Consider the following 15414-nt stretch of genomic DNA (forward strand, 5'->3'; position numbering starts at 1 on the left):
TTTATACACCTCACAATAGTTACCTGAAATACTTTCTAAATTGGCCAGGTGAGCACCCTGTCCAACCCCTAAAAGCACGTGTAAATGCGCTGTGCTCTGTGTAACCTAACGTATACGCGATATCAGATAGGCTCACATCTTTATCTTGCAGTAAAATTAATGCTTTTTCATATCTTTTTTGTTTGACGAGCGCTTTAAATTCCTCGCCTTCAGTGATTATTTTTTTAGATAACACTCGTGGTGTTAATCTCATTTTTTTTGCAACTTTGAAAAGATAAGGCTCTCCTTCTGACAATGTCTCATTGATTTGTTCATTTACCTTTTCAATAAAACCAACAGAGTCTTTGTGTCCTCGTGGATATAATCTAAAAAAATCCTCGATACTAAACTCATCAAAGGTTTTACAAACCGTAGTAAAATCAAATATCTGTCTTGAACACAATGAGGTTTTATAAATATCATCAAGACCTGACTCTAGAATACAATGCGTACTTTCCATATTGAGATGATCAAGTAAATATTTAATACTTTTTTCAAATTCCTTAAGTAAAAACTCCCGACTTAATACATCACATCGATAGATCAATACCACTCTAAAATAATCTAAAGATAATTTATTAATTATAGAAAAAAAGGTCTCTACCTCTAACAGAAAAAAGATAACTGCATGTTTTAGCTCTTTATTTCCAATTTCAATAATATGCAGCTTTATATTTTTTTCACTATGTGAAAAAGTATGAAACATATTATTTATCTCATTTTCATCTCTTACTAAAGCGTAACAGACTTTTAAAATTGATCTTAAACAGTTTAGAACAACAGAATAAACATTTTAGGAAAATTAAATAAAAATATAGTGAACCGTACATTCACTTTCATGTAGAGCAAAACGATAAGAAATATATTTAATTTATATAATTCATATTCTTATTAAAATAAATCCTCAACACTTATGGCTTATTGATATAAAAGCTCAATCTTATTGGCCTGTCTTGTTTCAATAAACCATAAGCAATGTATTCAACTGAATTAAAAATTCTAACTTATCAATCCCTGACACCCATCTTCTTTCCAAGATAGACGTTCAGCAATATATTCTTTATTAAAATCAATACGTAATTCACACCGTTTATAATCCTGTGTATTCGGTACACGAATATCCAGCACGTAATTCCATGTTTTAACAGCAAACAATCCTTCATTAAAATGCGGATTTCCAAGCAGATGGCGAAGCTGATCCTTATTCAGTCCGACATCCAAACGGGCAACGTCGTTATATTCATAACGTTTTACCTGTTTCAGATAACTCTTGTTTATTTCTGGGAAAGTGATTTCCTGAGATTGTTCTAATCCTGCTTGAGCTTCCGTATTTGCCTGACTATTAAATGCAATGCCCGCAAGTGCAATCATCATTAAAGTTTGAATCTTATTCATATCTGTTCTCACTTCTTTATTGTTGGGAAGAAAGGAGAACCTGACGGCTCTCCTTCATAGATAAATTTAGGATTAATCAAATGAACCACTTAAGCCAACACGGAAACTTGGATCACCTTGCGATGCGGCTGCAACACCACCTGAAAGAGACCAACGTCCATTATCGGCTGTCTTACGCAGCGTGACACCAACTGCATTTTCTCCACCGTGATAAGCCGCGCCCACTGCATAGGTATATTTACCCGCAAGATAAGGTGCTGCTTCCAACGCCATTGCTGCCGCAATACCAGCATTGGCATGCTTTTTAACATCATCAATACGTTGGTTGGTATCGTAGAAAGCTTGTTGCATTTGATCACTCAGATTCGTCACACGGTCATCAATCGCACCCAACGCATCGCCAACATTGTTATAACTGCCACCTGCAACGTTGTAGCTCGGTCCTTTCCAGCCTTTCTCTGGGTCATAACCTGCTCCACCACCCAACGCAGCACCAACATCTTCATAGGATTGATGTAACTGGCCACCGTTGATCGCTTCTTGTGAGCCTTTCTCAATCCGTCCGTCTGCAACACCTTTCACTTTCTTCCCGCCAGCATTAATGCCATCGGTTGTCATGCTCGGGCCTTTTTCTCCGTTCGGACCTGTAACGCTCACACCTCCTCCTGTGATCGTTGTTGAACCGTTGTCTCCTTTGACATTAACCTGCCCAGCATTGACTTGATCAGCTTCAACTTCTTTCACCTTGATCTTTTCTGCTAAACCGACTTCGTAGTCTGTGCTGCCATCGGCATTCTGTTTGGTTTTCACGGTGACGTTCTCGTCACCTTCGCTCACCGTTGATTTCGCACCTTTGGCATCTTTCTTCACAGATGCTATCGCTTCATCAATGGTGTCATAGCCTGTTCCGCCAACATCTTTGGTGTTGATCGTGCCGTCTTCATTGACGGTGGTGTTGCCTCCAATTGCACCCGCAACACTGCCCATGATTTCGTCGACTTGACCGCCATTGATGGCATCTTTCGAGCCTTTTGCGATCTCACCGTCTTCGACACCTGTGATTTTCTTGTCACCTGCGTCAATGCCGTCTTTGGTCACACTTGGGCCACCTTCGATGTGTAAGCCATCACCATCGACTCGGGTATCGCCAGCTGTGATGCTGTCCACTTCCATATCTGGTGAGGTTGATACTTCGTAGTTGGTGCTGCCGTCATCATTGGTGCTTTCTTTCACCACAATGTTTTTGCCTTCACTCACCGTTGATTTGGCTTTTTCTGCTGCATCACGAACTGAGTCAATCGCATCATGGACATTGTCTTTGCCTGTGTTACCCACATTGCCTGTCGTAATCGTGCCATCGTCATTGACTTTAGTATTGCCTCCGATTGCATCCCGAACGCTGTCCGATACGCCTCTGAGTTGTCCACCGTTAATCGCGTCTTGGGAATCCGCGGCAACTCGTCCTGCTGCGACACCACCAATCACGGTATTGCCTGCGTTAATACCACCTGCGGTGATGCTTGGTCCGATGTTGTTGCCCATTGGATCAACGAAGCTGAGGCCACCTTGGTTCAGAATCGTGCCATTGCCGTCTTTGTCTTGCAGGGTGATGCCTTTAGCACCGTATTCTGCTTCGTTACCTTCGCCATCTTTGACTTGGGTGCCTTTGGCAGTGAGTACGGTTTCGTTGCCTTCGTCATCGGTTGAGGTCACGCTGTCGAACTTCACGTCTTTGGCAGTAGCAACTTCATAGTTGGTGCTGCCATCAGCATTTTTGGTTTCGCTGACAACGATGTTGTCGCCTTCGGTCACTGTGGTTTTCGCGGCTTTCGCTGCATCGCCCACTGCGCCAATGGCATCATTGATGTTGTCTTTGCCTGTACCTCCAATGTTCGGGTTGGTGTAGCGACCTGTGTTCGGATCATAGGTGGTGTTCCCACCAATGATGTTTTTCACACCTTCGCCTTGGGCATGAAGCTGGCTGCCGTTGATGGCATCGGTTGAGTCTGAGCTCACCGTACCTGGGGCAACATTGGTGAGTTTTTTACCGCCTGCATCAATGCCCTCTTTGGTCACGCTTGGGCCACCTGCAATGGTTAGTCCATCTGTGTTGATGACGGTATCGCCAGCAGTGACGCTATCCACTTTCAGATCACGGTTCAGGCTATACTTGATGTCATTGCCTTCTTTGCTAACCTGTAGGTTTTCTTCACCATCTGCTGTACCTATATCAACGGTGTCACCTGCTTTCACCGCAGCTGCATTTTCACCATTGCTTTGGAGTGTCCAGCCTTTGTCTAATGCAGTAATCGCATCGCCGACATTGTTCACATCAGTGCCATTCACGGTGTAGTTCGGTGCAGTCACAGTACCGTCTGGATTGACAGTTGAACCACCGCCCAAGGCATCTGATACGCTTTGTGCTGTGCCTGCCAATTGGCTACCGTTAATCGCATCAGTTGAGTCTGGATTGACATCACCTGCTGCAACACCTGTGATTTTCTTATCGCCAGCATTGATACCTTCTTTAGTCACACTTGGGCCACCCGCAATGGTTAGACCATCTGTATTAACAACGGTATCTCCCGCAGTCACACTATCCACAACCAAGTCTTTTGCAGTTGCAACTTCATAGTTGGTACTGCCATCGGCATTGGTTGATTCAGTCACAACAATGTTGTCACCTTCGGTCACTGTAGTTTTCGCTTTCGTTGCAGCAGCACCGACGGCACCAATCGCATCATTGATGTTGTCTTTACCTGTACCGCCGATGTCTGGATTGGTGTAACGACCAGTGTTTGGATCATAAGCAGTGTCACCACCGATAATGTCTTTCACACCTTCGCCTTGTGCGTGTAATTGACTACCGTTGATCGCGTCAGTTGAATCTGCACTTACCGTGCCCGCAGTCACACCACTGATTTTGCCTGTTGCGCCATCAATGTTCACGTCGCCAACTTTAACCGAATCAAACTCAACATCATCCGCTGTCGCAACGGTATAAATGGTTTGTCCATTGGCACCTGTTTCGCTTTCAACGGTCATGTTTTTACCAGCTTCAACCTCGGTTTTTGCTGCCGCAGTTTCACCTTCAATCGCATCTGCAACGTTGGCATAGCCATTGTCATTGACCGTGAATGGACCATTCAGCTTGCCGCCTTCATTGGTCACACCACCACCAAGCATGTCACCAACTGAACCCACACTGTCATTGAGCTGACCACCATTCACTGCATCTTTAGAACCCGCAGCAACTTCGCCATCTGCGACATTGGTAATTTTCTCACCACCCGCATCGATACCTGTACGGCTCACGCTTGGACCAACTGGTGCACCTGATGCATCTGTAAATGCTAGACCCGTACCATTCAGAATCGTACTATTGCCTTGTGCATCTTTGATGGTCGTGCCAGCAGCTGTCGTTGCAGTGCTGTTGCCTTGCGCATCTTTAACAATGGTACCACCAGCCACCATTGTGGTTGAGTTGCCCACAGCATCTTTCACTTCAACACCGCTGTTATCCACACGGGTATTGCCTGCTGTTACGCTGTCTACTTTCAGGTCACGGTTCAAGCTGTACTTAATGTCATTACCATCCTTCGCGACTTGTAAGTTTTCTTCGCCATCTGCGGTACCAATATCAACGGTGTCACCTGCTTTCACCGCACCGGCATTCACACCATTGCTTTGGAGTGTCCAGCCTTTGTCTAATGCGGTGATCGCGTCACCCACATTATTAACATCACTACCATTCACCGTGTAGTTCGGTGCAGTCACTGTGCCATCTGGGTTCACGGTTGAACCACCACCCAAGGCATCCGAAACGCTTTGTGCTGTGCCAGCCAATTGACTGCCGTTAATGGCATCGGTTGAATCCGGGCTCACAGTACCTGCTGTCACGCCACTGATCTTGCCTGTCGCACCATCAATGTTCACGTCACCCACTTGCACCGAATCAAAGTTCACATCACGTGCTGTCGCAACTTCATAGTTGGTACTGCCATCAGCATTCTTCGATTCAGTGACAACAATGTTTTCACCTTCTGAAACCGTTGTTTTCGCTTCACGTGCTGCTTGTCCGATAGAACCAATCGCATCATTGATGTTGTCTTGACCTGTACCACCGATGTTCGGGTTGGTATAACGACCTGTTTCTGGATCATAAACAGTGTCACCACCAATAATGTCTCTCACACCTTCGCCTTGTGCGTTTAACTGACTACCATTGATCGCATCGGTTGAGTCTGGGCTAACAGTGCCTGGTGCAACATTAGTGATCTTATTACCACCAGCATCAATGCCATCTTTAGTGACGCTTGGGCCACCAGCAATGGTCATACCATCTGTGTTCATCACGGTATCGCCAGCAGTCACGCTATCTACTTTCAAGTCACGGTTCAGGCTGTACTTGATGTCATTGCCTTCTTTCACAACCTGTAGATTTTCTTCGCCATCTGCTGTACCGATATCAACGGTGTCACCCGCTTTCACCGCAGCAGCATTTTCACCATTGCTTTGTAGTGTCCAGCCTTTGTCTAATGCAGTGATTGCATCACCGACATTATTAACACTGTCACCATTTACGGTGTAGTTCGGTGCAGTCACTGTGCCATCTGGATTGACCGTTGAACCACCGCCCAACGCATCTGATACGCTTTGTGCTGTACCCGCTAACTGGCTACCGTTGATTGCATCGGTTGAATCAGGATTGACATCACCAGCTGTCACGCCAGTAATTTTGCCCGTAGCACCATCAATGCTCACGTCACCAACTTTGACTGAATTGAACTCAACATCATCCGCTGTTGCAACGGTATAAATGGTTTGTCCATTTGCACCTGTTTCACTTTCAACGGTCATGTTCTTGCCAGCTTCAACTTCAGTTTTCGCTGCTGCTGTTTCACCTTCAATCGCATCTGCAACATTGGCATAGCCATTGTCATTTACAGTGAATGGACCGTTTAGCTTACCGCCTTCATTGGTTACACCACCACCAAGCATGTCACCAACTGAACCCACGCTGTCATTGAGCTGACCACCATTCACTGCATCTTTAGAACCAGCAGCAATTTCACCATCAGCAACATTGGTAATTTTATTACCCGCTGCATCAATGCCATCTTTGGTCACGCTTGGACCACCCGCGATGGTCATACCATCTGTGTTCATCACAGTATCGCCAGCAGTCACGCTATCTACTTTCAGGTCACGGTTCAGGCTGTACTTGATGTCATTGCCTTCTTTCACAACCTGTAAGTTTTCTTCGCCATCTGCGGTACCAATATCAACGGTATCGCCAGCTTTCACCGCAGCTGCATTTTCACCATTGCTTTGTAAGGTCCAGCCTTTGTCCAACTCAGCTAATGCATCACCAACATTGTTCACATCAGTGCCATTTACACTGTAGTTCGGTGCAGTCACTGTACCGTCTGGATTTACAGTTGAACCACCGCCCAACGCATCCGATACGCTTTGTGCTGTACCTGCCAATTGGCTACCGTTAATCGCATCGGTTGAATCAGGATTCACATCACCTGCAGTCACACCTGTGATTTTGCCTGTCGCACCATCGATGCTGACATCGCCAACTTTAACCGAATCAAACTCAACATCATCCGCTGTCGCAACGGTATAAATGGTTTGTCCATTGGCACCTGTTTCGCTTTCAACAGTCATGTTTTTGCCAGCTTCAACCTCGGTTTTCGCTGCCGCAGTTTCACCTTCAATCGCATCTGCAACGTTGGCATAGCCATTGTCATTGACAGTGAATGGACCATTCAGCTTGCCGCCTTCATTGGTTACACCTCCACCAAGCATGTCACCGACAGAACCCACGCTGTCATTGAGCTGACCACCATTGACTGCATCTTTAGAACCCGCTGCCACTTCACCATCCGCGACATTGGTAATCTTATTACCTGCAGCATCAATACCATCTTTGGTCACGCTTGGACCACCCGCGATCGTCATACCATCTGTGTTCATCACGGTATCGCCAGCAGTCACACTATCTACTTTCAGGTCACGGTTCAGGCTGTATTTGATGTCATTGCCTTCTTTCACAACTTGTAAGTTTTCTTCGCCATCTGCTGTACCAATATCAACGGTATCGCCTGCTTTCACCGCTCCTGCATTTTCACCATTACTTTGTAAGGTCCAGCCTTTGTCTAACTCGGCAATCGCATCACCGACATTGTTCACGTCAGTGCCATTTACACTGTAGTTCGGAGCAGTCACTGTACCGTCTGGATTTACAGTTGACCCACCACCCAAGGCATCCGATACGCTTTGTGCTGTACCTGCCAATTGACTACCGTTGATGGCATCGGTTGAATCAGGATTGACATCACCTGCTGTCACACCTGTGATTTTGCCTGTTGCACCATCGATGCTCACGTCACCAACTTTGACTGAATCGAACTCAACATCATCCGCTGTTGCAACGGTATAAATGGTTTGTCCATCGGCACCCGTTTCACTTTCAACGGTCATGTTCTTGCCAGCTTCAACCTCGGTTTTTGCTGCCGCTGCTGCACTGTCTAACTGGTCTTTATTAACTGCATCTGTGCCTTCTGTTCCTTCTGCAACATTGGTAATTTTATTACCGCCTGCATCGATACCAGACTTGGTCACACTTGGACCACCTGCAATGGTCATGCCATCTGTGTTCATCACAGTATCGCCAGCTGTCACACTATCCACTTTCAGGTCACGGTTCAGGCTGTACTTGATGTCATTGCCTTCTTTCACAACCTGTAAGTTTTCCTCACCGTCGGCTGTACCGATATCAACGGTATCGCCAGCTTTGACTGCACCGGCATTTTCACCGTTGCTTTGTAATGTCCATCCTTTATCTAACTCAGCTAAAGCATCGCCGACATTATTCACGTCGGTGCCATTGATATTGTAATTTGGTGCAGTCACTGTGCCGTCTGGATTTACAGTTGAACCACCACCCAAGGCATCTGATACGCTTTGTGCTGTACCCGCCAATTGACCACCGTTGATGGCATCGGTTGAGTCTGGATTGACATCACCTGCTGTCACACCTGTGATTTTGCCTGTTGCACCATCAATGCTCACATCACCGACTTTGACTGAATCGAACTCAACATCATCCGCTGTCGCAACGGTATAAATGGTTTGTCCATCTGCACCTGTTTCACTTTCAACAGTCATGTTCTTGCCAGCTTCAACTTCAGTTTTTGCTGCTGCTGTTGCACTGTCTAACTGGTCTTTGTTAACGGCATCTGTGCCTTCTGTTCCTTCTGCAACATTGGTAATTTTGTTACCACCTGCATCGATACCAGACTTGGTCACACTTGGACCACCTGCAATGGTCATCCCGTCATTATTCATCACGGTATCGCCAGCAGTCACGCTATCTACTTTCAGGTCACGATTCAGGCTGTACTTAATGTTGTTGCCTTCTTTCTCAACCTGTAAGTTTTCTTCGCCATCTGCCGTACCAATATCAACAGTATCGCCAGCTTTGACTGCGCCAGCATTTTCACCATTGGTCTGTAACGTCCAGCCTTTGTCTAACTCAGCAAGCGCCTCACCGACATTATTCATGTCGTTGCCATTAATATTATAAGTTGGGTTTGAAACTGCCCCAGTTTCTGGGTCATAAGTAGAACCACCACCTAACGCATTGGCTGTGCTTTCGCCCTGTTCATCCACTACGCCTTTAACGTGTTTTAATTGGCGCACATTCACAGCATCAGTGTCTTCTGCACCATCAGAAAGATGTTGAATACGACGTTCATTGCCTGCCGATCCAACAGAAACCACAGAGCTTGGTGCGGCTATTCCAGTTAAGAAACTGTCACCTGTTGCTGTAGAAGTAACGCTACCAGCACCTAAAGCAACATCATCAGCGTTGGTCGCTACAGCATTTGAACCTAAAGCAATGCCTCGCGCTGCTTGTGCATTTGCTGAGTCACCTAAGGCAATTGCACCTGCTTCTGCTGCTGTAGATGCGTTACCCAAGGCAACTGAACCTTGACCAATCGCCTTGTTTTCATTACCAATTGCAATCGCGCCATTTGCAGCTTCTGTCGCATCATCATTGCCCGCCGCGGTATTATTTCGGCCTAGCGCAACTGCACCATTACCATTGGCATTGTTCGGGTCACCAATCGCAACCGCACCATCACCACGAGCCACCTGATCACGACCAATCGCCACTGCACCACCTTCTGAGGAAGCTGCATTGGCACTGGTTGTGCCTGAACCCATTGCCACATTTTGGCCTGTGTCTCCTGTAGTCACACCATGACCAATCGCGATGTTGTCAGTTGTGCCACTTGACGTTGCAGCATCACGACCGATTGCAATGTCATTCTCACCTTGCGCTTGAGCATTATTCCCTGTTGCAATCGTTGAATCACCTATTGCTTGAGCGTTTGGACCTGTCGCAACGGAGTCAGCACCAGAAGCTGTTGCAACATGCCCCACAGCAGTTGAACGAAGACCGGTTGATTTTGCACCATTACCCAATGCTGTCGATTGAATACCAGAAGCCTCTGCTAAATTACCGTAGGCACTTGAGTAGTCGGCAGTTGCTTTAGCCCGGTTACCACTTGCAACTGACTGTAGGCCCGCAGCTTCTGAGAAATTACCAAATGCACTTGAGAAATCACCTGATGCTTTGGCTGAGTTACCTACTGCCATTGCATTTTGAGCTGATGCTTGGGCAAAGTTACCGAAAGCACCTGCATAATTGGCGGTTGCTTTTGCGCTATTTCCGACAGCTAAAGCATCCTCACCTTCTGCATGTGAGTTACGACCTACTGCTGTGGCTGATAAATTATTGGGGCCTTTTGCATATGCATTTGTACCAATTGCAACATCACCATTTCCTTCCGCTTTCGCTTTATCACCCATTGCGGTTGAACTTTCACCAGAAGCAATCGCTTGACGCCCAACAGCCGTTGAACCATCTCCTGTACCTTTTGCGCCAGTACCAATCGCAACCGAATCAGCACCATCTGCATTTGCTGCTGTGGTGGCATCGTAGTTTGCACCACCCGTCCCACTACCAATCGCAATACCACGCACACCTTTGGTCGTCGCAGCATTACCCATCGCGATACCACCAGTAGCACCTGCTGCTACAGTTGCAGTGTTCCCCTGTGCAATCGCAAAGTCTGCCTCAGCATACGTCTGACGACCCAGTGCAATCGCAGTATTACCACGCGCGCGGTTAGCGACACCAATCGCAACGTTGGAGCTTCCATCTGTTAAGTTACCAATACCCAATGCAGTACCAAAACCGCCACCAATCGCACGGTTACCCTGACCAATCGCAACGTTGGCGAAAGTTGCGTTCGATTCATTAGCATTACCAATAGCAACACCGCCACCCGCTCCTGTCACATTTTTATTGCCGATTGCAACTGCGCTTGGAACATGATTCGCCGTGCCATCAGGGTATGGTTCACTGGATCCACCACCGCGACGTTGTGCAATACCCTGTACCTGATTATTGGTTTGGTTAACGCGCGAACCACAACCAATCGCGACGCTGTTTGGCATACCATTGACAGTCGCCTGTCCAGCACTACCACATTGGTCATTGGTCGGTGAAATCGCAGTACTGGAGCCTTGGTTGGATGTACCCCCACCCATATTCGCTCCTGCAAAGGCACCAGTACTCAAAAACACTGTACTGATGGTCAGTGCAATTAAGCTTGGCTTAAGCTTCAAGAGTTTATTATTTTGTTGAAGAGATGAGGACGTTAGCTCCGTAACTGTTTGAATTGTAGTCACATTACGTTTTTTTGTGACGCCTCGTGCATTTTCAGAAACAACGGTCCATAAACTTAGACTTTTATTCCAGACTAAACGGTATATTTTATTCATAATTATGTGCCTTAAAAGGGATCAAGCACATATAAATCTAATGAAATACAACCTATACACATTTAACAATTAATACACTGTTTTAACAATTAAGACATTTTTTTATCATTTTTCATCCATTATTCCTCAAAGGAATATTAATAAACATTAAAAACCTCAGGAATTAACAAAACAGGTCTTTGTTTTATAAAAGCATAAAAAATATAATAACCTAATGTATAAGGATTTTTAGGTCAATATCTTCTTTTTGCTATGAAAAAACAGTTACTTAATGTTCATAATGATTATCTAAAAATCCTTGTCGACACAGCTTCTAGATTTGGAATCCCTAAAGGGGAAATCATCAGATATTGTCAAATTCCTCTATCTTTGCTAACTGACGTCAATCAGAATGAACGCATGAGTTTCAATCAATGGATTGATATTGTGATTCGCCTGTTAGAGCTCCTACCAGAAAAAGGTTTAGGTTATCAGTTAGGTTTTAACTGTAAGCTTACAACTCATGGTGCTTTGGGCTTTGCCTTACTGACCAACAATACCATTGGAAAAGTTTTAGTTGACTTGCAAAAATATTATAATATGCGTCTTCACAAAATGGATTTATCCATTTTAAATAAAAACAATAAAATCATTATTCGACTCAACCCACTCTACCAATTACCTAACCATTTAAATGAAAGCAAAAAAAATATTGTTAATAAGTTTTTTATTGAAAGTGCATTAATTGACATTGTAAATAATCTTCAACTTATTACCAATTACAACTTAACAGGCATAAACATTAATGTCACTTGGGATCAAGCAGATTATCATCAATTCTATGAAAAGCGCTTACCAATTATTCATTTTAATGAAGAATATAACCAGATCAGTTTTGATACCAAGTGTTTGGATTTACCCCTAACGTTTAGCTCACCTAGTGCTTATATGATTGCAATGGAACTGGTCAATAAAGAATATCTTTTCTATCAAGATCAAGACAACAAGATTATTTTAAAGGTAAATCAACAACTTAAATTTATACCTGGTTTTGGCTTTCCAAGCTTAACGGATGTCGCAACAAAGTTAAAAATTTCTGAAAGAACATTAAAGCGGGAACTATCAAGCGCCAATACAACATTCTCATCCTTGCTACAATCCAAAAAATTTGAGTTAGCTAAAAAGTTAATTAACTCGAACCGAAATATTCAGGAAATATCAGATTTATTGGGTTATAGCCATATTAGTGCTTTTTCAAGAGCATTTATTGGCTGGACAGGAAAAAAACCTAGTGATTATATCCGTGAACAAAGAGTTTCTTTTAAAGACTATTATCTAAAACAGTCTAAAAAAATTTCTTGATTAAAACAGAAGCAAAAATTAAGACAAAAAATTAAAAACACTTTTGCTTCTAAAAATAAACACATTATGCTTTTATAACTCCAAACCCTTTAATTAAAAAACAAATAGCAATATAATTATGATGCAACCTCCTTTTCACCTCAGCATTTTTCGTTAGCTGAGGTTTTTTTATGGCTAAAGTATTTGTATAAAATTAACACATACCAAATAAAAATTTAAATAATCTCAATATTCGTCAATCAAATTAAGAAATCTATTTTATTATTATTTTTAGCTCTTATTTTTACAGCATGATTTTAGATCTTTTATTCTATTACTCAATTAATGAAAAAAATAAATTACTCCCACAATCTGTCTAACTCAACAGCATTAAATAAGATCGACAGAGCCAAGAAGAAAAGAGAAAATCTTATTAATATTTTACAATTATTTAATTTAACCATTTGGTAAAATAAAAACCAAGATTACAAACCAGACAGATTATTCCAATTTCGGTTTATCAAACTTTAAATTCGATAAAAAATGATAAACTCAACTTTAACAATCTATATATTTGCGGTTGAAAATCAATAAGTATGATTTGATTTGAAACGTATTGCCCCCTCAATATAATCTTTCAAATATTTACCAATCAATCGATGATCTTTCACATTGGTTGGCCAGAAATGTTCAAGCCCAATGTCACTAATAATATTTAAGATTGTATTGAAGGTGAACAACACTTTGAGCGATAGCGCATCCTGCTCTGCTTCAGGTAAAGCAAGCATTAGAAGTTCAACTGCTTTATTTGAAATGGGTACCAGTGTCTTGGCAACGATCATTCGCCCCTCATCTCCTGCACTGATTGTCTTGGAGAAGAATTTCAAATAATGAATACCATTTTCCTGTAAGAGGATGTTGACCATGGGTTTCATGAGCGCATCGACAACATCTGAGACTTGTACCTGTTCTGGCTGTATTGCATTGAGCAGAGCCAAGCTATCACTGACGTAAGGTTGCATTACATGTGCCAATGCAGCTTCGACCAATCCCCACTTATTTTTGAAGTGATAATAAAGTGCAGATTTATTTGCAACCCCAGCAGTTTCATTTATTTTCTGAACAGAAAGCGTTTCAACATTGTTCTGCGAAAAAAGAACAATAGCTGCTTCGATCAGCTTCTCTTTCGTTTGATTGGTCATGCTATTTCACAGGGAAAGATTTGAATCGATTGCTTTTATATCATAAGGCATCAAAATTAAACCAATCTTTCAACAAGATTGGTTTAATGCGTGAGGTAGATGTAACAGCTTAAACACAGCCTTTGTCTTCAAAAGCAGCTTTAGAGGTATAGCGAATATCTGGTAAGTAATCCCCCATCACTGTTTTTTCATCACCCCATGCTTTAACATTTTGTACGGCGTGCTTAAATGCAGGGTCAGGCAGTAAATTACGCATGATCAATAGACCAAAATCAGTGTGTCCAAATGCTTTTCCATCTTCAGCAGTATAACCAGAGCCTCTCGGACTGAGCTCAAGGAAATATACACCACATTCTTCACGTGCATTTGCAGGTCTATCTTCGGCTAAAGATGCGACAATGGTATAGAATCCATCTTTATCAACTTTCTGAATATTTTCATCATACAGGCAATAATTGGTTGCGGTACTTATGATTTCATTACTACAAATCGACCAATAACGTACATCTGTCTTTTGAACAAATTGATCATTATTAAAGGTTTTTTCAGTGTTTGGTACTTTACCACGAAGCTCAATCACTTTACCCAGTCTACGACTGGTTGCTGCAAACACATATTCATTGTCTGGTGTCGCCCAATAATTGAGTTTCGGCGTAACCGTTAAACCCTCACACTTTTCTAAAGGTTGCTTGGTCACTGGGTCAAACTTATAAGTACATTTAAAATTATCTAAACCACTAAAAGCCTTGTACCACTTCGGTTCCAACTGTGCCGGGAAACCTTCATAACGATTTTGATTGAATGCAGCTAAAGTCGCTTGTAAAGGCAATGTTGTTGTACGATCAATCGGTCCTTGTTTGACCTGTAAAAGATTACACACCTCATTGCCCTTTTTCACCTCACCATTGGCAAGCTGAACTTTAAAACGTGGAAAACTTACATTGCCTTTCTCATTCATATTTTTGTTAGGAACATAGACACGATATAAAATGGCAACTTTATTATCGGCTGTTTTAGGCGCATAAAGGGTATTTTTGGCTGGTGTAGCAGGTAAATTTGCCAGTTGTAATTGTGCTGAATATGCGCGCTCTTTTCCTAAACGATTATTGCCTTCAACAAAAGGATTGGTTGCCCCTTGATTTGGTTCAATCGCCCGATCAAGCAACGAATTGACCCGCTCACCTTTTGCGGTATAGCTAACCAGAGAAAAATGACGAGAATAAGGATAATCTCCATCAATCATTACTTTGGCACCTTCAGGTACCGTAAACTCAGATGACCAGTAATTTACATTGGTATCAGGAAATGCAAAATTAAGTGGATCTTCACCAGTATGTGATTTACTGGTAACCGAGTTTTGCCACATACAATCAGTGAGTTCAGTGACTGGAGGTGGCGGATTGCTGGCCGAACTTGAATGATCATCGTCATTACATGCAGTTAGCCCGGCAGAACCCATTACCGTTAAAAAAATTGCCGTTTTTACTTTATTGCGTTTTTCCATAAATTTTTTCCTTTTTAATCAATTTCTAATCAACCTATCCACTGGTTTTATGATTATGGATCTTGCTCACTTAAGATCTAATCCATC

The 15414-nt window shown here is 43.1% G+C and carries 5 protein-coding genes and 1 pseudogene; 1 reads left to right on the forward strand and 5 read right to left on the reverse strand.

Annotated elements, in window-relative coordinates:
* Nucleotides 1–19: 19 nt before the first annotated feature.
* The 3 genes and pseudogenes from AWW72_RS08100 to AWW72_RS08110 all read right to left on the reverse strand — a co-directional run bounded on the left by AWW72_RS08100 (nt 20) and on the right by AWW72_RS08110 (nt 11301).
* Nucleotides 20–745 carry a helix-turn-helix domain-containing protein gene (locus tag AWW72_RS08100; protein ID WP_004774577.1) on the reverse strand — a complete coding sequence of 242 codons (726 nt, stop codon included), beginning with the start codon at nt 743–745 and terminating at the stop codon, nt 20–22.
* 296 nt (nt 746–1041) lie between these two features.
* Nucleotides 1042–1434: pseudogene (locus tag AWW72_RS08105) on the reverse strand (outer membrane protein assembly factor BamE); the annotation flags it as partial.
* Between the two features lie 72 nt (nt 1435–1506).
* Nucleotides 1507–11301 (reverse strand): ESPR-type extended signal peptide-containing protein, encoded by a 9795-nt coding sequence (locus AWW72_RS08110; protein WP_062847018.1) that lies wholly within the window; start codon nt 11299–11301, stop codon nt 1507–1509.
* A 252-nt stretch (nt 11302–11553) separates the two neighbouring features.
* Here AWW72_RS08110 and AWW72_RS08115 point away from each other — a divergent pair, with 252 nt between their 5' ends.
* Complete coding sequence (locus tag AWW72_RS08115; RefSeq protein ID WP_004774506.1) at nt 11554–12642, forward strand: AraC family transcriptional regulator; 1089 nt, start codon at nt 11554–11556, stop codon at nt 12640–12642.
* 566 nt (nt 12643–13208) lie between these two features.
* On the opposite strand, the gene AWW72_RS08120 is transcribed toward AWW72_RS08115, so the two are convergent.
* The gene (locus AWW72_RS08120; protein WP_062847019.1) at nt 13209–13823 is read right to left on the reverse strand and encodes a TetR/AcrR family transcriptional regulator; all 615 of its coding nucleotides are present in this window, start codon (nt 13821–13823) and stop codon (nt 13209–13211) included.
* A 109-nt stretch (nt 13824–13932) separates the two neighbouring features.
* Nucleotides 13933–15327: a hypothetical protein gene (locus AWW72_RS08125; protein WP_062847020.1), complete on the reverse strand. Its 1395-nt coding sequence runs from the start codon at nt 15325–15327 to the stop codon at nt 13933–13935.
* Nucleotides 15328–15414: the final 87 nt, after the last annotated feature.

The organism is Acinetobacter sp. NRRL B-65365, from assembly GCF_001605865.1.
Classification (GTDB): Bacteria; Pseudomonadota; Gammaproteobacteria; order Pseudomonadales; family Moraxellaceae; genus Acinetobacter; species Acinetobacter vivianii.

Bases quoted from the DNA above. Each gene is read 5' to 3' on its own strand.
- AWW72_RS08100 (WP_004774577.1), bottom strand. From the start codon at position 745: ATGTTTCATACTTTTTCACATAGTGAAAAAAATATAAAGCTGCATATT.
- AWW72_RS08110 (WP_062847018.1), bottom strand. From the start codon at position 11,301: ATGAATAAAATATACCGTTTAGTCTGGAATAAAAGTCTAAGTTTATGG.
- AWW72_RS08115 (WP_004774506.1), top strand. From the start codon at position 11,554: ATGAAAAAACAGTTACTTAATGTTCATAATGATTATCTAAAAATCCTT.
- AWW72_RS08120 (WP_062847019.1), bottom strand. From the start codon at position 13,823: ATGACCAATCAAACGAAAGAGAAGCTGATCGAAGCAGCTATTGTTCTT.
- AWW72_RS08125 (WP_062847020.1), bottom strand. From the start codon at position 15,327: ATGGAAAAACGCAATAAAGTAAAAACGGCAATTTTTTTAACGGTAATG.